The sequence below is a fragment of the Vicinamibacterales bacterium genome (assembly GCA_036012125.1).
Taxonomy (GTDB): domain Bacteria; phylum Acidobacteriota; class Vicinamibacteria; order Vicinamibacterales; family UBA823; genus UBA11600.
Genome location: DASCOS010000020.1, coordinates 14,703 through 34,127 on the forward strand (window position 1 = coordinate 14,703; position 19,425 = coordinate 34,127).

General features: G+C 55.1%; 16 protein-coding genes. 9 read left to right on the plus strand and 7 right to left on the minus strand.

Annotation, left to right across the window (positions count from 1 at the left end):
* Nucleotides 1-38 precede the first annotated feature (38 nt).
* Genes QGH09_07115 through QGH09_07140 form a run of 6 tightly spaced genes read right to left on the minus strand, consistent with a single transcriptional unit; the run spans nucleotide 39 to nucleotide 7,429 of the window.
* The gene (locus QGH09_07115) at nucleotides 39-2,141 is read right to left on the minus strand and encodes a hypothetical protein (protein HJO17951.1); all 2,103 of its coding nucleotides are present in this window, start codon (nucleotides 2,139-2,141) and stop codon (nucleotides 39-41) included.
* Nucleotides 2,138-3,367, minus strand: coding sequence for a Gfo/Idh/MocA family oxidoreductase (locus QGH09_07120; GenBank protein ID HJO17952.1), 1,230 nt, complete (start codon nucleotides 3,365-3,367; stop codon nucleotides 2,138-2,140). The genes QGH09_07115 and QGH09_07120 overlap by 4 nt, the downstream gene beginning before the upstream one ends.
* The gene (locus tag QGH09_07125) at nucleotides 3,367-4,392 is read right to left on the minus strand and encodes a TIM barrel protein (protein ID HJO17953.1); all 1,026 of its coding nucleotides are present in this window, start codon (nucleotides 4,390-4,392) and stop codon (nucleotides 3,367-3,369) included. The genes QGH09_07120 and QGH09_07125 overlap by 1 nt, the downstream gene beginning before the upstream one ends.
* The gene (locus tag QGH09_07130) at nucleotides 4,385-5,215 is read right to left on the minus strand and encodes a sugar phosphate isomerase/epimerase family protein (protein ID HJO17954.1); all 831 of its coding nucleotides are present in this window, start codon (nucleotides 5,213-5,215) and stop codon (nucleotides 4,385-4,387) included. The genes QGH09_07125 and QGH09_07130 overlap by 8 nt, the downstream gene beginning before the upstream one ends.
* On the minus strand, nucleotides 5,215-6,357 hold the full coding sequence (locus QGH09_07135; GenBank protein HJO17955.1) for a dihydrodipicolinate synthase family protein: 1,143 nt from the start codon (nucleotides 6,355-6,357) through the stop codon (nucleotides 5,215-5,217). The genes QGH09_07130 and QGH09_07135 overlap by 1 nt, the downstream gene beginning before the upstream one ends.
* Nucleotide 6,358: 1 nt before the next feature.
* Complete coding sequence (locus QGH09_07140) at nucleotides 6,359-7,429, minus strand: Gfo/Idh/MocA family oxidoreductase (GenBank protein ID HJO17956.1); 1,071 nt, start codon at nucleotides 7,427-7,429, stop codon at nucleotides 6,359-6,361.
* A 157-nt stretch (nucleotides 7,430-7,586) separates the two neighbouring features.
* On the opposite strand from QGH09_07140, the gene QGH09_07145 reads away from it, so the two are divergent.
* Together QGH09_07145 and QGH09_07150 are read left to right on the plus strand one after the other, a co-directional pair.
* Nucleotides 7,587-7,916: a hypothetical protein gene (locus QGH09_07145; protein ID HJO17957.1), complete on the plus strand. Its 330-nt coding sequence runs from the start codon at nucleotides 7,587-7,589 to the stop codon at nucleotides 7,914-7,916.
* A 234-nt stretch (nucleotides 7,917-8,150) separates the two neighbouring features.
* Nucleotides 8,151-9,590 carry a cytochrome D1 domain-containing protein gene (locus tag QGH09_07150; protein ID HJO17958.1) on the plus strand — a complete coding sequence of 480 codons (1,440 nt, stop codon included), beginning with the start codon at nucleotides 8,151-8,153 and terminating at the stop codon, nucleotides 9,588-9,590.
* A 23-nt stretch (nucleotides 9,591-9,613) separates the two neighbouring features.
* On the opposite strand, the gene QGH09_07155 is transcribed toward QGH09_07150, so the two are convergent.
* Complete coding sequence (locus QGH09_07155) at nucleotides 9,614-10,324, minus strand: hypothetical protein (GenBank protein ID HJO17959.1); 711 nt, start codon at nucleotides 10,322-10,324, stop codon at nucleotides 9,614-9,616.
* A 190-nt stretch (nucleotides 10,325-10,514) separates the two neighbouring features.
* Between QGH09_07155 and QGH09_07160 the strand changes: the two genes are divergently transcribed.
* The 7 genes from QGH09_07160 (at nucleotide 10,515) to fdhE (ending at nucleotide 19,422) form a co-directional block, all read left to right on the plus strand.
* Nucleotides 10,515-11,156, plus strand: a complete 642-nt coding sequence (locus QGH09_07160) for a DUF1775 domain-containing protein (protein HJO17960.1) — start codon at nucleotides 10,515-10,517, stop codon at nucleotides 11,154-11,156.
* A gap of 113 nt (nucleotides 11,157-11,269) precedes the next feature.
* Complete coding sequence (locus tag QGH09_07165; protein ID HJO17961.1) at nucleotides 11,270-12,439, plus strand: aminotransferase class I/II-fold pyridoxal phosphate-dependent enzyme; 1,170 nt, start codon at nucleotides 11,270-11,272, stop codon at nucleotides 12,437-12,439.
* Nucleotides 12,440-12,711: 272 nt separating this feature from the next.
* Entirely contained in the window at nucleotides 12,712-13,881 is a 1,170-nt protein-coding gene (locus QGH09_07170) for an aminotransferase class I/II-fold pyridoxal phosphate-dependent enzyme (protein HJO17962.1), read from the plus strand.
* Nucleotides 13,882-13,968: 87 nt separating this feature from the next.
* Nucleotides 13,969-16,959, plus strand: coding sequence for a formate dehydrogenase-N subunit alpha (gene fdnG / locus QGH09_07175; protein ID HJO17963.1), 2,991 nt, complete (start codon nucleotides 13,969-13,971; stop codon nucleotides 16,957-16,959).
* A 94-nt stretch (nucleotides 16,960-17,053) separates the two neighbouring features.
* Nucleotides 17,054-17,917 (plus strand): formate dehydrogenase subunit beta, encoded by an 864-nt coding sequence (gene fdxH, locus QGH09_07180; GenBank protein ID HJO17964.1) that lies wholly within the window; start codon nucleotides 17,054-17,056, stop codon nucleotides 17,915-17,917.
* Nucleotides 17,904-18,569, plus strand: coding sequence for a formate dehydrogenase subunit gamma (locus QGH09_07185; protein ID HJO17965.1), 666 nt, complete (start codon nucleotides 17,904-17,906; stop codon nucleotides 18,567-18,569). The genes fdxH and QGH09_07185 overlap by 14 nt, the downstream gene beginning before the upstream one ends.
* On the plus strand, nucleotides 18,559-19,422 hold the full coding sequence (fdhE, locus tag QGH09_07190) for a formate dehydrogenase accessory protein FdhE (protein ID HJO17966.1): 864 nt from the start codon (nucleotides 18,559-18,561) through the stop codon (nucleotides 19,420-19,422). Before QGH09_07185 ends, fdhE begins: the two co-directional genes overlap by 11 nt.
* Nucleotides 19,423-19,425: the final 3 nt, after the last annotated feature.

The window sequence follows — 19,425 nt, forward strand, 5'->3', positions numbered from 1 at the left end:
TAGTTACTCCCTTTTAGAACTCCGCACTAAACCATTCATCAAATATTCACCATCAGCCAAAGTAACATCAAAATCAATCCAACCAAGACCCAACTGCCACCAAAGCCGAGATAGTCAATCATCGTTGGCTTCATCACTTCCCAGCGCGACCCCGGAAATATCTTGTCACCGTCGAACTGTCGGGGCGTCGCATAGGCAGCTTCAAGCGCAACTGTGTCAAGTTCAGCTGTAGCTTGCACGGGCGTATGCATCTTGGCAAAAAAGCGATCAAGAGCCACCGTTCCGACTGGTGCTGTCACAGCGCTAAACAAGAACAGTAGTATGAATGGGAAAATCGCATCAAAAAAGAAGCGGAACGCGATCAGCCATGAACGCGGTGTGTCACTAAAATCTACCCCAGACCAACTCAGCACCCAGATCTCTGCGTTGAAGCGACCGAGGCCAACCAGACGAGATGTCGGATCAGCGGGGTTTTCTCTCGCAACCTCATCGAAAAATACAGCGGCAGGAGCCACCTCCCGAACTCTCGTAAGAGTTTCCCCAACGCGTGATGCACGACCAGCCTCAACGTCACCTAGCAGCGCCGGTTCTTCCACCTGGACGACGCGCGCACGCGTCGTCTGCAGAAAACGAACATCGTGCCGTGACCAATCCATCGTGCTGAACAAATTCGGGATAATCGCATAGATCATCACGCAGGTTGCTACCTGAAGAATGACAGCTGGTCGCGTTAGGCCACGCCAAACGAAACCAAGCCAAATCGAGGCGCCGAAGATTGCCGGAATAGAAATGAAGTATCGGAACAACTCGAGAAGGTCGTCGACGAGAACGGCAACCATGACCCCACCTATGAGAGTAAGAGGAATGACTAACCGTCCAACCAATAAATAGTGGCTCTCTGACCGACCCGGCCGAAGCGGCTCGTAAAGGTTGCGAATGAAAAGCGCTGAGTAGGACACTGACGTAGCGTCGAGGGTGGACATGTTCGCAGCCAGAATCCCGACCATCATCAAGCCGAGGGCACCTGGCATGAGAAGGTCTCGGGACATATAACCCCAAATTAAATCAGGGTCGTGCAACTCACCGGCATAGAGACCAATTGCAAGCAAACCGGCCAAGGCCCAGAACAGCATGATAAAACGTTTAAAGAACATGCCACCGAGCATCCCGAGGCGTGCGGTCATCTCGTCCCGCGCCGAACCAGCCGTCTGCATACCTGTAGTCACCGCGATAATCGAAACCAAGTTCGCCAAAATCATTGCAAGAATCGTGTACCAGCCGTAGTCGCTCAGTGCCGCTGAACCGAACAGGGCAAACATAAAATCCGGCACCGTCGCGTGCAACCCGTCAAACCCTCCGACCTTGGCTAAGCCAACCGGGATCAGAATTAGTGAAAATAGAACAATGAGTACGCCCTGAATGGCATCGGTAATAGCGGCCGCCCGAAATCCGCCAAGCATCGTGTACAGCCCCACGACCACGGCAAATACCACATAAAATACGAGTGGCTTAGTATGTGAGACGATCGAACTCAGCTGGCCCAATTTGTTCCGCTCGTTCAACTCCTCCCATCTGGCGCGATCGGCCGCAGGAAGTCCAGCATCGAGCCGCACGGTGAGTTCCCGGAACTCTCGGAAAGCCAGGACACTCTCCCGTTCGTCGACCGTCCACTCCACCTCGGCTTTCGGCGTGACCGCCATGAAGGTCTTCCCCGCCACCATAAACCCAGCTCCGCCTCCAATAATGGACACGAGCAAAATAAAAATAGCGAAGGCTCCACCAAGAAACGGACTTTGAAATCGCTCAGTAAAGAAGTCACCGATTGTCGTCAACCGTACCCGGCGGAAAAGCAGTGTTTGAAACCAATAAAACGGGGTGATGAACAAAACAAGATACTGGATCCACATGCCGCCAATCCCTTGGCGGTAGATTTCTCGTGAAACCGCAACAGCCTGGTCCGCGTTAGTCGATGTACCAAAATTGAGGAAAAACTGATAAAACCCCCCGAGGCGCCGACCAGCTAGATAGAATTCGCCTCGATCACGAGTTCGTGCACCAACCCGATAGCCAATCCAGAGAATCACCCCCACATACCCAAGCAGCACCGCTGCATCGATCGGGTGAAGACCAAAAATGCTCACGCGTGGTTCTCCGACGCAGGAAAGTGATCGTAATTGACTAGATCAATTGTTCGCCCCTTGATGACCCAAGACACTCCGGCTTCACTCGGTAGAACACCACGCTCGTAACACCGCCTCAGGTCACCATCAAGCCCGTCAATCCAGTAGCGGTCAGGTTGAACCGACCGTCGCCTGAGGGTAGAGGATACCGATGGAATCTCGCCTATCGACTCGTGTACGCCGTTCATGCACAGCGTCTGGGCTGCCGCTGCTTCAGGACCGCATTCAACCGGCTCGTTTCCTGTCACTGCACGGACCGCCTCTGTTAACTTAGCGAAATGGTCACCCACGTTCGGTGACGGGTAACTCCCAACACGCCGACCCTCCACCTCAACGCTAATCTCGTCCTTCACATCCCCTACCGACGATCTATAGGCAACACTCGCCTCTTCAAACTCCAATTCAAATCTCGGCCCATAACTATCTTGCGTAGCGTGGGAACCATAGAACAGCACCTCAACACCCCCGTCCACTCGGGCACGACAAGCAACGGTATCGAAACTTTCGATGCTATTCACCCGACATACTTCTGCGGTTACTTCGATCGGACGCGCGCTCAGACCCACATCCGGTCCGAGTAAAAAGAATAAATTGTGCAAGAAGTGAGCCAGAGCATTGTTTAGCGGGCTATCCAATATCCAACGCCCTGTCGTCACATCACGGAGCCTCCCAGCCCAGTCGTTACGTCGGTAGTAGGCGAGAGTCCTCGGCCAGAGACACACAGACTTCATCCGGATGGGCCCTCCAAACCTTCCTGCTTGAATGTCGCGCTTGAGGGACCTGATTCCATCGGAATAAGACCACTGATAGCCAATTCGCACAGAATGCCCAGAGGCATCTCTTGCACGGATCAGCGCGGAGACCTCCTGGATCGCCGCACCAAGCGGTTTGTCACACAAGACATCGCAGCCATGGTTCAACGCAAGCATGCTTTGCGATATGTGATAGTGAATTGGAGAAGCGATCACGACCAAATCCGCTTCGCACCCAGCTTGAAATAATGCCTCCAATGACGGAAATACTGGTATCTTGCGCTCTGACAGCCCAGGTTCAGCACATGAGCGAGTGGGAAAAGGATCTACCGCACCGGTTAAACGAATCCTTTCCGGAGGTAAACGATCCAATGCAGCAACATACTCAGCACCATAACCTCCGATGCCGACCATGACGACACTGATTGGGGCCATTACGCTACTTCCAGTTCGGCGACCAGAGCCTTCAGTTTTGTGAGGTTGCGACCCATCCGCTCTTCGCAAATCTCTGGCCAGAGGGCTCGATCGGTCGGGACACACTTTGCAGATCGTGTAGCACGCAGAGCAAGAGCTTCCAGATCGGCCATCTCATCATCCGTGACATCGGGAAATTTCGCCAAAAACTCCGGGGCTTTCGTCTGTAGGTGAAACGTCCCCCCGTGGTCTTCAACTGATAGGTGAACTTGACGACCACTAGAAGCCAAACGCCCGATCACACTCACCAGGGCGATGACACCGTCACCCACTGCCGTCGGAAACGTCTCGAGGCCATCGGGCGCCGCTCTGATACCCCCATCTTTGAGGTGCGTTGCTACCACCCACGGCAAAATGCGGTCAGTGGCCCGCACCGGGTCCTCTAGCATGGTCAGCACATTCATCGTGTCGAAGACGACACCCAACCAATCACCGGGAACCGCCTCGCACATCTCGAACAATCGAAGCAGTTCGTGCGTCGTAAATTCAAAGTGTAATTCGATCGCCAGAATGACCCCGTGATCACGCAGCATGTCACGTTGTGCCATCAGCGAAGATGCCGTATCCCGAAGTAGCGTCTCAGTCGATGGCGCAGCATCATCCCACCGCATCAGCCCACCAGAGCAAGACCGGACCACTCTCGAGCCCAACTGTTCTGCCTGCGCCGCTACGAATTGATTCGAAGCAAATAGATCACGATGGGCCCAAGTCGTCATGTCGCGCGGAATATGTTCGGCACCGCCCCACTCGAGATACAGCCTTTCCGACTCAGCAAACGCTCGGAGATCCTTGAGGTAAGGAACTTCCATGCGGCGTTGCCAGTCAGAGTCGAACCCGGAGAAATGCACGCCCTCAGCCCCGTGGTCAACGGCCCATTGCAAAAGTGCCATCGGAGTAAGCTGCAACGGGTCTAGACCATACTGGTCAATACCAACCCTAATCCTCCGGCGGCTACCGCCCTCCGAAGACTTGGAGCGGCTAGACAACAGTTTGATGCCTCTCAATACAGGTCTGTAAGACCTCGTCGGGGTTACGTTGCCACCAATTCTTCGATGAAAAGATTTCGATTTCGTAGCATCCATCGTAGCCGGCCGCCTCGACCATGCTCCGTATTCGACGTAGATCAATAATGCCGTCACCTGGCATACCACGATCTGTGAGCAGGTCCTGGGTTGGAACGAGCCAATCGCACACGTGGCAAGCAAGAATTCTGTTAGATTGACCAGCCCGCTTAATTTGCCGTTCGAGATCAGCATCCCACCACACATGGTAGGTGTCGATCGCGACACCAATGCCGTCACCTAAGTCATCACACACATCCAGTGCTTCCCTAAGGGTGTTGATGCAGCCGCGGTCAGCCGCATACATCGGATGGAGAGGCTCAATAGCGAGTCGCATCCCTTGAATACGAGCATGCTCAAGCAGTTTCGCAATCCCGTCACCAACAATCCGACGTGCCTCTGGTAAATTACGAGAACCAGCCAGTAGCCCACCGACTACAAGCACAAGACACTCTGCCCCAAGGACTGTTGCTTCGTCCACGGCCCGCCGATTGTCATCAAGATTCAGTTGGTTATCAGCTGTAAAAAATCCACCCCGACAAAGTGACGACACCCGAAGACCATGGTCGTTGATCATTTTTTCCGCTTCCGCGACACCCAGCGCCTGCAATTGGTCGCGCCAAGGGGCAATCGCGCCTATACCATGCCGAGCACAGCCAGAAATCGCTTCCCCGAGGTCCCATTGTTTCTGGACCGTCGCGGTGTTCAGCGACAGGAGTGTCGTGTCACGAGAAAGATCACGCATCATCAATCCATATTGTGCGTCTGGCAGAACGACCGCATCCGGTCCACAGCTAAATCCGGATCACGCAGTAGCCCCCCAGCCGCAGAGAAACGGAATACGTCAGCCAAGTGCAGGAGAGACCGTTTACCTTCGTGACCGGCAAGCATTGAAAAATGGTCCTGGTGTCCGTTCAGCCAGGCCAAAAACACCAGACCTGTCTTATAAAAACAGGTTGGTGTGCTGAAGATGTGACGACTGAGCGGTATGCAGGGCGCGAGGATAGCGTCGAATCGGGAACGACGACCGGAAGCTAACTCATGAAGCGCAGCTCCAGCCGCAGGCGCAATCGCATCAAATATTCCCAAGAGAGCGTCAGAATGCCCAGTCTCGTCACCACCAATTAGCTCTGCGAAATCGAAATCGTCGCCCGTGTACATCCGCACTCCCGGTGGCAGCCGTCGCCGCATCGCGATTTCCTTCGACTTGTCTAGTACAGAAATCTTAATCCCGTCAACACGAACCGCATGTGTGCTAAGTAGCGACAGAACCACCTCCATGGCTTGGTCAATATTGTCGTGGCCCCAATACCCTGCCAAGTCGGGATCGAACATCTGACCCAGCCAATGGATAATCACAGGCTGCCGGGCCTGCGTCAGTAAGCGGTCATAAACAGCTACGTAATCCTCAGCCGAGCGGGCTGCCGTACAGAGGGCGCGACTTGCCATCAGAATAATCCGACCGTCGTGGACCTCAACCCAAGCCATCTGCTCTTCATAGGCTCGGAGTACCTGCTCAAGCGTCACGGTGGGCGCCGGCTCGAGTTGGTCTGTACCACACCCGCAAGCGATAAGCGCATCGGACCGTGTCTGAGCCGCGGCAAGAGTTCGTTGAATCAGTTCCCGCGCTTGCATCCACGACAGCCCTGCACCTCGCTGCGCCGTATCCATCGCTTCGGCGACGCCAAGATTGCAACCCCACAAATACTCTCGGAACTGGAGTGTTGCCTCCCAATCAATCGCATTCCGTTGGCCGGGTTCACTAACAACGTGTGCGGCGGCATAGGCGATTCGGTTTCGTGCGTTACCCGCAGGCTCGACCGGCGCAATCGCAGGAAGATCAAACGGTTCGCTCGATCCGTTGGCGACTGGTAACGTAATCACGGACATGTCACGACCCGACGTCCTCAATATTTACCCACGCCCGACGGCGCCAACTCTCAAGCGCTACCTCAGCTAGCTGAACCCCCTTCAGCCCCTCTCTCAGCGTATAGGGCCACGGCGCATCATCGTACAAATGCCGGATGAACTGTTCCCACTGAGCCCGAAACCCGTTCGGGTATGTTCGATCGGCCTGATACGGGGTCCACTGGTCACGAAACTGTAATCGTTGCGGCTCATCCGGATTCCAGACTGGACGAGGCGTATTGTTCAGAGATTGGGTTCGGCACCAGCTAAGCCCAGCCACTGCAGAACCCTCAGTCCCATCAATTTGGAAGATTGCAAGGTCATCCCTGTTCACACGCGTGCACCAACTGCTGTTCACCTGGGCGACCACCCCACCCTCTAATTGCATCACCACGTATGCCGCGTCCTCAGCATCAGCGGTGTAGACATCACCCCGCTCATCCCACCGCTGATCAACATGTGTGGCACCTAAGCACACAACCGAGTGCACCGGTGCCACGATGCGATCCAGTACATACCGCCAGTGCGCCATCATGTCGAGAATGATGCCACCCCCGGATGACTTCCGATAATTCCAGCTCGGCCGGTTGCTCGGTGACTCCTCACCAGTAAAGACCCAATACCCAAAATCGATCCGCACGGACAGAATGCGTCCAAAGAACCCCTGGGTTTTCAGTTGCCCAAGCTTGATTAGGCCAGGCAAAAACAACTTATCCATTACGACCCCAGCCTTCACATCAGCTGCGTCGGCGCGTGCGCACAGTTTTCGGGCGCTGGCAAGCGAACAGGCAACCGGTTTTTCACAGTAAAGATGTTTTCCCTTTGAGAGCGCCTGGTCGAGCAATTCTGGTCGCATCACCGTCGTGCCGGCATCAAAGAACAGGGCGTGCTCAGACGACCCAATCGCCGAGTCATAATCGGTCGTGTATGCGTCGATGCCGAGGTCCTCGGCAATTGACATCAGCTTCGCATCGTTCCGGCCGAGCAATAACGGTTCGGGCACCACTCGGTCCCCATTATTTAGCACCACCCCTCCGGATTCACGTATGGGCATCACCGAGCGCTTTAAGTGCTGATTTAAGCCCATTCGCCCTGTGACCCCGTGCATAACAATGCCCAATCTATGCGTCGCCATCCACACAACTATAACAAGGGGGTGCCACTAAGGCCGATCGCGCTATAATTCGGGGCTTACTAGCAGCGGAGATGACATGGCAGACTACACCTACGAAGACTTAAAAGCTAAGACAGTGGCGGAAATGCGTGATCTCGCGAAGGAGTTGGATCACGAGGCAGTCAAGGGTTACACACAGCTAAACAAAGAGCATTTGCTTCCAGCCCTCTGCCAAGCTCTGGGTATCGAGGCACACGAGCAGCATCAAGTTCAGGACGGTTTTGACAAAACTGCCATCAAAGCGAAGATGCGTGAACTCAAGGCGGAACGAGCAGCAGCACTTGAGGCACACGACTCGACGAAACTAAAGGCCATTCGACGCCATCTGCACTCGTTGAACCATCAGATTCGTTCACATGCCAGCTAAGGGCCAAAGGAGGGCCAGCCTCCAAAACACATCCGGACCGACAAGCTCGCCCCTCGGGACGGCATCGATAATAGCGGCGTCTCGGGAGACTCGACCCGCGCCTCAGCAGAGTACGGCCGCAAAGGAATCGCCTTAAAGGTTGAGGCTGCTGTCAAGCAGATCAACCTACTGATTGATGCCCGTTAATTGTTGATTACTATTCTGGTCCGCTCAGGCCAGCATTGGGAGGCTCGTATGCCGACAACAACATGCCGCCTTATCGCAAACTTTTCACTATTCGGAGTTTTTGTTTTCGGGCTAGCCACCGGCGTTGAAGCGCAAAAACCGATTATTGTTCAGACGAACGCAGCCGGTGACAACGTGCACCTCATTGACCCGGACTCCAACACCATCGTAGGTGAGATTTCTGGCATCGAGGTAAATCATGGTGCGGCAGCAGCCCCGGACGGAAGCCGCTTCTACATCACCAACGAAGTCGACCACACCCTTGATGTAGTTGACGCTCGAACACTGAGAGTTACCCACAAGGTGCCACTCAGTGGCCGTCCGAATAACGTTGCTATTCGTAACAATGGCCAACGAGTCTACGTTGCGATTGTTTCATCGCCTGGTGCCGTCGATGTGGTCGATACGAATTCGATGGAGCTAGTGAAAAGCATTCTCACAGCAGGCGGGGTGCACAACACGTTCATAAGTCCTGACAGTAAACATGTTATCGCTGGCTCAATCTCTGGACGCAACCTCACTGTGATCGATGCCGAGAGTGAAGTCGCGCTCTGGACCTTGTTTTTTGACGCCGGCGTCCGGCCGATGTCATTCGAAACACACCCGGACGGTTCTACTCGCCGCATCTTTGTGCAACTGTCCAACTTTCATGGCTTTGCAGTAGTCAATTTCGATGAACGCCGCGAAGAGCAGGCGCGGGTCGAACTCCCTACGATTCCCGAGGAGGAACGCCATACCGAGTTTCTACAAGGCTCCCCTTCACACGGCCAAGGCGTGGCTCCTGACGGTAGAACTTTATGGCTGTGCAGTAAGGTGAACAGCTATGTCTACGCCTACTCGCTACCCGATTTAGAGTATCTCGGTGGCGTCCACGTCGGCAGTCATCCGGACTGGCTCACATTTTCACCTGACAGTAAATATGTCTACGTCGCCAACGCCGGATCGAACTCCACGTCCGTCGTCAGCGTGGAGACACTTGAGGAGGTGACGCAAATTCCTGTGGGACAGGTGCCAAAAAGAGTGATTACGGCGGTGATTCCTGCGACGACTGTCACCGCTTGGAGCACCGCCGACACTGGATCAAGTGCATCAGTTGACCGTGAAGCCCTTGACTATGAATTTTATAGAGATCAGGTAGAGCCAATCTTCATTAACAAACGCGGAGGTCTGGCCCGTTGTGTGGTCTGCCATGCGACTAGAACCCGCTTTAGGCTTCAGGCGCCGCCACCGGAAGGTGCCACCTGGAATGCTGAGCAGTCCCGTCAAAATTTTGAAACTTCACGACGGATGGTCGTGCCCGGCGACCCACTGGGCAGCCGGCTCTTGCAACTACCACTCGCGGAAGAGGCTGGCGGCAACCCGTTCCACCCGGGTGGCAAGCACTGGACCTCACAGACCGACCCCGAATGGCAGACGATCGCTAGCTGGATCCGCGGGAGCCGCAACTAGGCAGCACCTCGCACTCGGTCGAGCTACTGCTTGTTATACGAGAGGCCTGCTTCCTGGGCCTTCTCGATCGCAATAACCATCGCTGGCACGACGGTCACTCCCGGCAGCAGATTCGCTCGGAGTACCGCATCGATATCAGCCGCTGCTCCTTTGCCCCTCGCCTCGAGTTCGAACCCCCATGAGTTAAGAGCGTTGTTGCACATAATAAACTTTGTACCCATCTCCTGAAGTCTTTCAATCCCAACTAGGGGCATAGCAACCCTAAGCGCATCGAAGTTAGGAGACTGCAACCCCTTTGCGAGAAGAATCGAATCGTCCGAGGTCGGGCGATTGAACACGTTCCTCGTGTATGGCCTGCCATCCGAGTCGTCCAAGCCGGCGTACTCACCCACACTGTACCTAGACCAAATCTCGTCGTTAAACCCCATGAAAATACTCGACGCTGGACCGCCGCCGTAAAAGGTCCCCACTGTGCCCACCCTCTCATTGCCGACCCCGTAGGCCGAGGCATAGGTGTTGATGTAGTTAAAGATGTGCACCAGTGGAAAGCCCTGCTTGTAGTTCGGAAAGTCAAAAAAGCATTTGCGATCACCCGTTACGTCCCCGAGCCAATCGTCCGGAGCCGACTGGCTGGACGCCTCGATAACACGCCTATCCCATGGCAAACTGACCGCCATAGTCATTCCCATCAGGCGACCCAAAAAACTACGGCGTGGAGTGGACTCAAAAGACATCGGCAAAACCCTCCAATAAATACAGATACCAAGCAACTGTCAGCGTCTTGGCTTCCCGGAACGCTCACCAAGGGCGGAACACCATCGGCGCACCAATTATTCCATAACACCCACCACTTCCGCCCAGCTTATGAGAGAATTTTGCACTGGCTATTGAAGCAGGTCCGCGATGTTACAAAGGAGTATACCCATGCGATTGGCTGTTACTGCCCTTCTGTTCAGTCTTCTTGGCACGATGGCTGAAGCACACGTTACAGTCGTGCCACACGAATCGACCCTTGGTCGAAGTCAAGTGTACACAGTGCGAGTACCAGCCGAGGGCGGAGTGACCACGAGCCAGACGGTCCTACACATTCCGGAAGGCGTGACAGTCTCCAGAGTGAGAACCCAACCCGGCATGCAGGTCGACGTCAGGCGTGAGAATGACAGAATCGTTCAGATTACCTGGACCCTAGACGTTCATCCAGGTTCTTACGCCGAATTTCAATTTATCGCCAGAAATCCAGAAGAGGGTTCCGAAATTGTCTGGAAGGCACAGCAAGTCCATCCCGATGGCACTAGCACCGACTGGGTCAATCCCCCTGAGAACCAGAGACCAGCGTCAGTCACCAAACTTGTGGCCCCTGAGGATGCCTACAGTTACTTTATTCGCACATATCCGCTTGTCGATGACCCACTGATAGGCGACATCCGTCGAATCTTCGCCGAAACCCACGACGGTAATCCGGCCGGTGATGCAGACGTCCGGCACATACTCTGGCGATTACTTTTCGAACGAGACCTCTACCCGACCCTCGACGAGGCCACGGCTGACTGGTATGGTGCGGGATGATAGCCAGTTGCAATCGCAAGGTTGAGGCTTGACACGGTGGCCATAAGCAACCAGAGTTTGATCTTGGATAGCCGGTCGATGATGGCCAAGTTGAATACCTGAAGGAGAGACCTATGTCACTGTCACGTCGCGCATTCGTTCAGTCTCTTGGCATTGGTAGCGCGGGCGCGCTGTCTACCGCCTGGATCATAGGTGGAGGCCGTGAAGCCCTGACCTGGACCCCGGACCCATTTGAGGCAGTTCTCCAAGCCTCCACCCAGCAAGGTGTTATCAGGATTAGCTCCAACGAAAACGCCCGTGGCCCAGGAAAGGCCGCGCTTGATGCAATGCGCAAGGTGATCACTGATAAGGTCGGACGCTACGGTCGTGAAGTGGCGAACACAGAACTGCCAGCAGCAATTGCTAACCGCGTAGGCCGCGGACTCACATCGGAAAACATTCTCACCTCAACTGGCTCAGCTGGAATCCTTGAAGCTGGGGTGCGAGCCTACGTCTCAGAGAGTAAACCACTCGTAAACGCTGCCCCATCTTACGAAAACCCGACGGAGATCGCCGGCCTACTCGGCGCAGAGGTTCGCAGGGTGCCGGTAGATGCTAACCTAAAGCTCGACCTCGACGGAATGGCCGAGGCCGCTAAGGGCGCCGGACTTGTCTTCCTCTGCAATCCAAATAACCCAACCGCAACTGCGCATTCACAGTCTGCTGTGTCAGCCTTTATCCAGCGAGTTAAGTCCGACTCGCCTGACACAGCGATTCTCGTGGACGAAGCCTACATAGACTACGCAACCGACACGACCGTCGGGACTGCGGCGGCTGAAACCTTAAGATATGACGATGTCTTCGTCGCGAGAACATTTTCAAAAGCTTACGGAATGGCTGGGCTCCGAATGGGCTATGCAACGGGTCGACCAACCACTCTTGCCAAGCTCGCCGCTGCTTGGGGCTTGGGCGACCTGAACATCCTAACGGCGACTGGCGCGATTGCGTCGTTGAATGAACCTGACCATATGGTGGCTGAGCGCAAAGAGAATCGTCGGGTCCGGGATTTCACAATCAATGCGTTCAAAGAAATGGGTTACGAGGCATCAGACTCGCAAACAAATTTCCTGTTCGTCAATGTGCGCCGACCAGCAGCCGAGTTTCGAGATGCGGCCCGCGACCAAGGGGTTCTGGTCGGACGAGACTTTCCACCACTTGAACAGACTCATGCGCGTATCTCACTTGGCACAATGGAAGAGATGCAGCAGGCGGTGGAAGTGTTTAAGAAAATCCTCGAAACCTAGGGTTTTCAACCGCTGTTTGGGGTATCCCAGGAGTGCGCTGGTTCGACCAGCGCACTCCTTCCTTTAGCCATTAACCGAAATCTGTGAATATCCACACTGCGCCGATGCACTCGCGCTCGCCGTGCCTACGTTTAGTCGGTCTCCGCCAACACTGCTAACAGGCGAACCTGCCTCGGAGACTTACGCTTGACACAGGGACGACCAGCACCCAAACTTTGGGCGTCAAGTAGCCGGTCGATGATGGCCGAGTTGGATTATTGAGGGAGAAACCTATGTCACTGTCACGTCGCGCATTCGTTCGGACCCTTGGCGTTGGTAGCGCGGGTGCGCTGTCTACGCCCTGGATTCTCGGTCGAAGTGGTGAAGCCTTGAATTGGACACCGGATCCATTCGAAGCAGTCCTGCAAGCCTCCACTCAGCAGGAGGTGATCAAAATTAGCGGTAACGAAAACGCTCGCGGTCCGGGCGAGGCGGCCGTCGACGCAATGGTGAAGCTGATTAGAGACAACGTCGGGCGTTACCACTTTAATCTGGCACGTGAAGAACTCCCGGAAGCCATCGCTAGAAATCTTGGCTACGGACTCACGGCGGAGAATGTTCTGATCTCAACCGGTTCGGGCGCGATTCTGACTGCAGGGGTGCGCGCCTACGTTTCGGAGAGTAGGCCCCTCGTTAACGGTGCCCCCTCATTCGGAAGTCCAAACCGGACCGCGAGTCAGATCGGCGCGAGCATTCGTGAGGTTCCGGTCGATGCCAATCTAAGACTCGACCTTGACGGGATGGCCGAGGCCGCTATCGGTGCTGGACTCGTCTTTCTGTGCAATCCCAACAACCCGACGGCAACTGCGCATTCGCTAGCTGACGTAACAGCCTTCATCGAACGGGTCAAGGCGAGTTCACCTGACACAGCGATCCTCGTCGACGAGGCCTACATCGAATACGCGACCGACGCAAACGTTGAGACAGCTACCACCCAAGCCTTGGAACACGACAATGTCTTCGTCGCGAGAACATTCTCGAAGGGTTACGGTATGGCCGGCTTACGCCTCGGCTATGCGGCCGCGCGACCGGCGACCCTCGCGAAGCTCAACGCGGCCTGGGGTTTAGGAAGCGTGAATATCTTGACTGCCTCAGCCGCGATCGCGTCGCTGAATGACCCTGATCGCATGCTCAACGAACGCGAAGAAAACCGTCGCGTGCGGAATTTCACCAGAAGAGCGTTTGAGGAGATGGGCTACGAGACCACTGACTCGCAAACCAATTTCCTGTTCGTGAATGTGCGCCAACCGGCTGCCGAGTTTCGCGATGCGGCCCTCGACCAAGGCGTCCAGGTGGGACGAGATTTCCCCCCGATGGAACAGACACATGCGCGGATCTCGCTTGGCACCATGGAAGAAATGGAGCGGGCCGTCGAGGTATTCAGAAGGATCCTCGAAACTTAGGGATGTCAATCGGCAGCTGGAGTGTTCCAGGAGTGCGCTGGTTCAGCCAGCGCACTCTTTCATCGATGTAAAGACCGCGCTGACGCCATGGACATTTCTCGACGGAAGTTTCTCAGGGTCTCGGCGGCCGGTAGTTTTGCTCTGAGTACCCTAGGATTTGACCTACGTCCCGCCTACGCGGCTGTTCGTCAACTCAAGATCAGAAACGCCAGAGAATATCGTACGGTCTGCCCTTACTGCGCGGTTGGCTGTGGAACCATCGCCTACGTGCACGGTAGTGGTGGCCTCAACACAACGCCAACCGTCATCCACGTAGAGGGAGACCCCGATAACCCGATCAACGGTGGCACGCTGTGCCCCAAGGGCGCCTCGCAAATGCAGCTCGCAATCAGTCCTCGGTTGCGGAAATCACCAATGTTTCGTGACGCACGCTCCTCAGAATGGCGCGAGATTTCGTGGGACGAAGCAATGAGCTGGTTTGCGAGAAAATTCAAGGAAACCCGAGACGCTAGTTTCGTTGAGCGTGATGAACTTGGCCGGACCGTCAACCGATGTGAAGGACTAGCTTGGGTTGGTAGTGCAACCGTAGCCAATGAGGATGCCTACCTCATTACGAAAACGATGCGTGCAATGGGCCTTGTTTATATCGACCATCAGGCCCGCATATGACATAGCCCCACGGTGGCCAGTCTGGCCGCCACGTTTGGTCGAGGTGCGATGACCAATCACTGGAAGGACATCAAGAACGCTGATGTTGTTCTAGTGATGGGAGCCAATCCTGCCGAAAATCATCCTTGCGGATTCAAATGGGCCCTCGAAGCTCGAAATACTCGAGGCGCCAAGTTAGTAACCGTTGATCCGCGTTTCACCCGAACCTCAGCCGTAGCGGACGACCATCTACAAATTCGGCCCGGGTCTGACATTGCGCTGTTGGGCGGTCTCCTCAGACATATCCTGACACACGACCTACATCATGCTGATTATGTGCGCGAGCATACCAATGCCTCCTTTATCGTCAGCGAACGCTTTTCATTCGAAGATGGACTGTTCTCGGGATTCGATGAGGCAACCAAGGAATATGACGCTACCGCGTGGGAGTACGACCGAGACCCTGATGGCTACGCTCGTCGCGATACGACCCTAGAACACCCGCGCTGTGTCTTTCAACTTCTCAAACGTCATTACGACCGATACACGCCAGAGCTTGTTGCCCAAATCACTGGCTGCTCTGAAAAAGACTTCCTGCGAATCGCCGATGTTATTTGTTCGACCGGTAGAGCTGACCGAGTTGGAACGATTATGTATGCAGTGGGCTGGACGATGCACACGGTAGGAAGTCAAATCATTCGGACGGCAGCGATTGTCCAGCTCCTTCTTGGCAACATAGGCCGACCGGGCGGCGGGATCAACGCACTGCGCGGTCATGCCAACGTGCAAGGAGCAACTGACCACGCAATCGTCGCCGGCATTCTACCTGGCTATTTGAAGGTTCCTCAGCCGGCACAGGTATCGCTGGCGGACCACCTAAGGGATTCAACGCCTCGACCTTTGGTTCGTAACACAGCAAATTACTGGGGCAACTATCCTAAATTCCTTGTATCCCAACTCAAGGCTTGGTTTGGTGACCGTGCGCAAGCCGACAACGAGTTCGGCTACCACTATCTCGGCAAAACCGACAAGGACGCCAGCTGGTTGTCAATCTGGGATCAGGCGCACCAGGGTAAGCTCGAAGGCTTCGTTGCATTGGGATTCAATCCGCTCCTAGCCGGCCCAGACGTTTCGCGATTACTCGAGTCGATGACAAAACTGAAATGGAAAGTCGTCATTGACCCGTTTATGCTCGATAGTGCGGAGTTCTGGAAAGCGCCCGGGATGGAGCCGTCAGAGATCGACACCGAGGTGCTGTATCTACCAACTACACATTGGATTGAACGGGACGGTTCGTTCACAAACAGTGGACGCTGGGCGCAATGGAAAGAAAAGGCCATCGACCCGCCAATTGGCGTCCGCTCAGACACCTGGATCCTCTCGGAACTCTTCTGGCGGGTAAAAGAACTCTACACAACAGAGGGTGGAGCCTTCGACGAACCTATTCAGGCGCTAACGTGGAACTACCTGAACCCACGCGAGCCGACACTGACCGAGCTGGCTCAGGAAATCAACGGTTCGGACCTTCCTAGCGGACGGCGCCTCTCGTCCTTCGGGGAACTGAAGGACGACGGATCGACCGCCTCAGGTAACTGGCTCTACTCTGGCAGCTACCCTGAAGAAGGCAACCAGATGGACCGCCGGGTGAACGATGACCCTACTGGTCTGGGCATGCACCATGGCTGGGCGTGGAGTTGGCCACTCAATCGTCGCGTACTTTACAACCGCGCTTCGGCCGACCGAGAAGGGGTCCCTTGGGACCGTGGGCGCTCGGGTATCGCTTGGACTGGCCGCGAGTGGATCGGCGATGTGCCAGACTACGGACCTACCACCCGGCCTGATGCGATGGGGGCGTTCATCATGACTGAAGAAGGCGTGGCCCGTCTGTTCAGTCCCCTGCTGAAAGATGGTCCGATTCCGGAACACTACGAACCGGTTGAAAGTCCAACGGTCAACATTCTCCACGAGAACGTACCAATTAATCCGGTATTACGCTGGTACAACGGGGTCCAGGAAACCTTGGCACAAGAAAGCGAACGTAAAAGCTATCCTTATCCGTGCACCATCTATCGCGTTGTCGAGCGTGAGCACTTTGTCACCAGCAACGTGCCGTACCTGGTCGAGGCGATGCCAGATTTCTTCGTAGAAGTGCCGGAGGGGTTAGCGACCGAAAAGGGAATTGAGAATGGCGGACAAGTAAGAGTCTGGTCGAAGCGTGGCGAAGTTCAGGGCACCGCTATCGTGACGAAGCGAATCCAGCCACTAACGGTAAACGGTCAGACGGTCTGGACGATCGGAGTGCCGGTACATTGGGGTTTCGTTGGGATTACCCAAGGATCCATGGCTAATGAATTGACTCCGTTTATTGGTGATGCCAATACGAGTTGTCCAGAATTCAAAGCGTTTCTGGTGAACGTTGAAGCAGTATAAGAACCTGGTGACTGTCAATGGCAGATCTAAGCTGGGCACAATGCTTCCCACAATCACGTCGAACACTTCTTGAGGTTAGGAAGTTAATAGGGCTATGAGTACGTTATCGCTCAAACGTGTGTCAGCCAGTTCTTCGCCAGCACCAGGAATTCGTTCTACGCCGGAGTACGCAAAACTCGTTGACATTGGAAGCTGTATCGGCTGCAAAGGGTGTGAGGTTGCATGTAAGGAGTGGAACGATTTAAAGGTTGAACCAACTGCCAACTTCGGAAGTTACCAGAGCCATAAAGACCTTTCTGCACACACCTGGCTATTAATGCGTTTCGATGAAGTCGAGATGAGTGGACGGTTACAGTGGCTCATTAAGAAGGACGCGTGTCTCCACTGCGAAGAGCCAGGCTGCCTTTACGCCTGTCCTGCCCCAGGAGCGATCGTCCAGTATGAGAACGGCATCGTCGACATCAATCAAGACCAATGCATCGGCTGCCAGTTCTGTGTTACCGGCTGTCCCTTCGATATCCCTCGGTTCGACAAGGAAACAAAGAAGGTCTACAAATGCAACATGTGTGTTGACCGTGTAGAAGCCGGTCTCGAGCCAGCGTGCGTGAAGACCTGCCCTACCCACGCCATCTCATGGGGCAGCAAGGAGGACATGCTCTCACTCGCCGAGCACAAAGTTGAACTGCTGAAGGAGCGTGGATTCGATAACCCAGTGACCTACAATCCCGCCGGTGTTGGCGGGACCCACATGATGTATGTAGTGCCCCACGGGGATCATTTGGCAGACTACCGGCTTCCATCAGACCCGACAGCCAGCCCACTGGCTCTCACCGGGTTGGGGATTCTGAAGCGAATTGGTTCCTACCTACTGGGATTTGGAGTTCTGTCGACGCTTGTGCACTATCTGACAATCGGTCCGCAGGACGCCGAGGACACCACTACGCATGCCAACACCTGAGCTCGGGGGGTTAATTCATCGCTTCAGCGCCATCCAACGCCTTATTCACTGGGCTGTGGGAATAAGTTTCACACTCCTCTTGCTCACCGGCCTTGCGTTTTCATATCCGTCCCTTTTCTGGCTCACAAATCTGTTGGGCGGTGGACCCATGGCTAGGGTGGCGCACCCTTGGGTAGGCCTTATCTTCAGCGTTTCGATGGCCGCAACTTTCCTGATGTGGGTGCGTGATATGACCCTTGCTGCAATCGACTGGCGTTGGCTGAGAGCAATTCACTCCTACGCCCGACATCAGACAGCGGATATACCCCCAGCGGGTAAATACAATGGTGGGCAGAAGCTATTTTTCTGGGCACAGACCGTGCTCGGCGTAATATTTCTGATCAGTGGACTCGCATTATGGTTCCCGGAGACTGTCGCTACAGTGGTTCCAAATGCATCGCTCCTACTTGCTTCGATGCGTCTCGTGCATTACGCCGCCACGCTTGCCGGGGGGCTCCTGCTTACACTGCACGTCTACCTGGGAATATTTGCATTTCCCGGCACGGCGCAAGGAATGATCGACGGAAAGGTTACCAGCGCCTGGGCAAACCTGCATCACCCGGCGTGGCAACCCAACAAACACCCGACGCACACGCCAGAAAATGCCGACTAGCGTTGAATGGGGTGGCCCGTTGTGGCAAGCCCGCCGCAATCGTGCGGTAACTCTTCAAACCGCACGCCCCCACGCTGCAGACTTACTTGACAGCTATCTCGGAGTGCTCGACTGCCAGGAACCAGTGTATAAGACCTCAAGGGACGCCCGTTGGCCCGATCTGTATAACTCCGAAAGCAACACACCGCCGAGACTGAGCTTGGAGCGACTCCCCTATGAATCACTCGCGCAACCTTTTAGTGAATTCGTTCACGAGGTCAAGAAAATCATGCCGGAAGCGTTAACCCAAGCCGCCAGGGCACTCGACACAGGCAACCTTACCGTGAACGCTGAAGTCTTGCAGAAGACCGCCCTGCAGCAACCTTTCAGCGCTAGTATTCAAAGTCTCCAGCTCGATGTGACGGCGCTGCAATTCTTTGGCCGTGCATTTCTCGAGCCGATCGTTGAATCCATGGCCCACCACCAGGATAGGCCTCTACACCAAGCAGCTGCGACTGTCTGCCCCCTGTGCAACTGGCCGCCACAGTTTGCTACCCTTCAAGACGAAACGGAAATCCAGGGACGTCGCTCACTGGTTTGCGCCCTGTGCTCAGTCGCGTGGTCATTCCCACGAACGGTCTGTATCAAATGCGGAGAGGCTAACGCAGAGAATCTCCATTATCACGTAGCCGATAGCCTGCCCTACATGCGGGTCGAGGCCTGCAACTCATGTTATACCTACATCAAAGTCGCCGACCTACGCACAGAGGGCCTTCTGGCCCCTGTCGTCGATGAGCTCGCATCAGTTGAACTCGATCTCTGGTGCAAGGAGCAAGGACTCACCAAGTTCCAACCCAATCTCCTTGGAATGTAGCTC

Coding starts and splice junctions, on each gene's coding strand:
- QGH09_07155 (HJO17959.1), bottom strand. CDS start 10,324: ATGTCTTTTGAGTCCACTCCACGCCGTAGTTTTTTGGGTCGCCTGATG.
- QGH09_07130 (HJO17954.1), bottom strand. CDS start 5,215: ATGATGCGTGATCTTTCTCGTGACACGACACTCCTGTCGCTGAACACC.
- QGH09_07145 (HJO17957.1), top strand. CDS start 7,587: ATGGCAGACTACACCTACGAAGACTTAAAAGCTAAGACAGTGGCGGAA.
- QGH09_07120 (HJO17952.1), bottom strand. CDS start 3,367: ATGGCCCCAATCAGTGTCGTCATGGTCGGCATCGGAGGTTATGGTGCT.
- QGH09_07165 (HJO17961.1), top strand. CDS start 11,270: ATGTCACTGTCACGTCGCGCATTCGTTCAGTCTCTTGGCATTGGTAGC.
- QGH09_07170 (HJO17962.1), top strand. CDS start 12,712: ATGTCACTGTCACGTCGCGCATTCGTTCGGACCCTTGGCGTTGGTAGC.
- QGH09_07160 (HJO17960.1), top strand. CDS start 10,515: ATGCGATTGGCTGTTACTGCCCTTCTGTTCAGTCTTCTTGGCACGATG.
- QGH09_07185 (HJO17965.1), top strand. CDS start 17,904: ATGCCAACACCTGAGCTCGGGGGGTTAATTCATCGCTTCAGCGCCATC.
- fdhE (HJO17966.1), top strand. CDS start 18,559: ATGCCGACTAGCGTTGAATGGGGTGGCCCGTTGTGGCAAGCCCGCCGC.
- QGH09_07135 (HJO17955.1), bottom strand. CDS start 6,357: ATGTCCGTGATTACGTTACCAGTCGCCAACGGATCGAGCGAACCGTTT.
- QGH09_07140 (HJO17956.1), bottom strand. CDS start 7,429: ATGCCCATACGTGAATCCGGAGGGGTGGTGCTAAATAATGGGGACCGA.
- QGH09_07150 (HJO17958.1), top strand. CDS start 8,151: ATGCCGACAACAACATGCCGCCTTATCGCAAACTTTTCACTATTCGGA.
- fdxH (HJO17964.1), top strand. CDS start 17,054: ATGAGTACGTTATCGCTCAAACGTGTGTCAGCCAGTTCTTCGCCAGCA.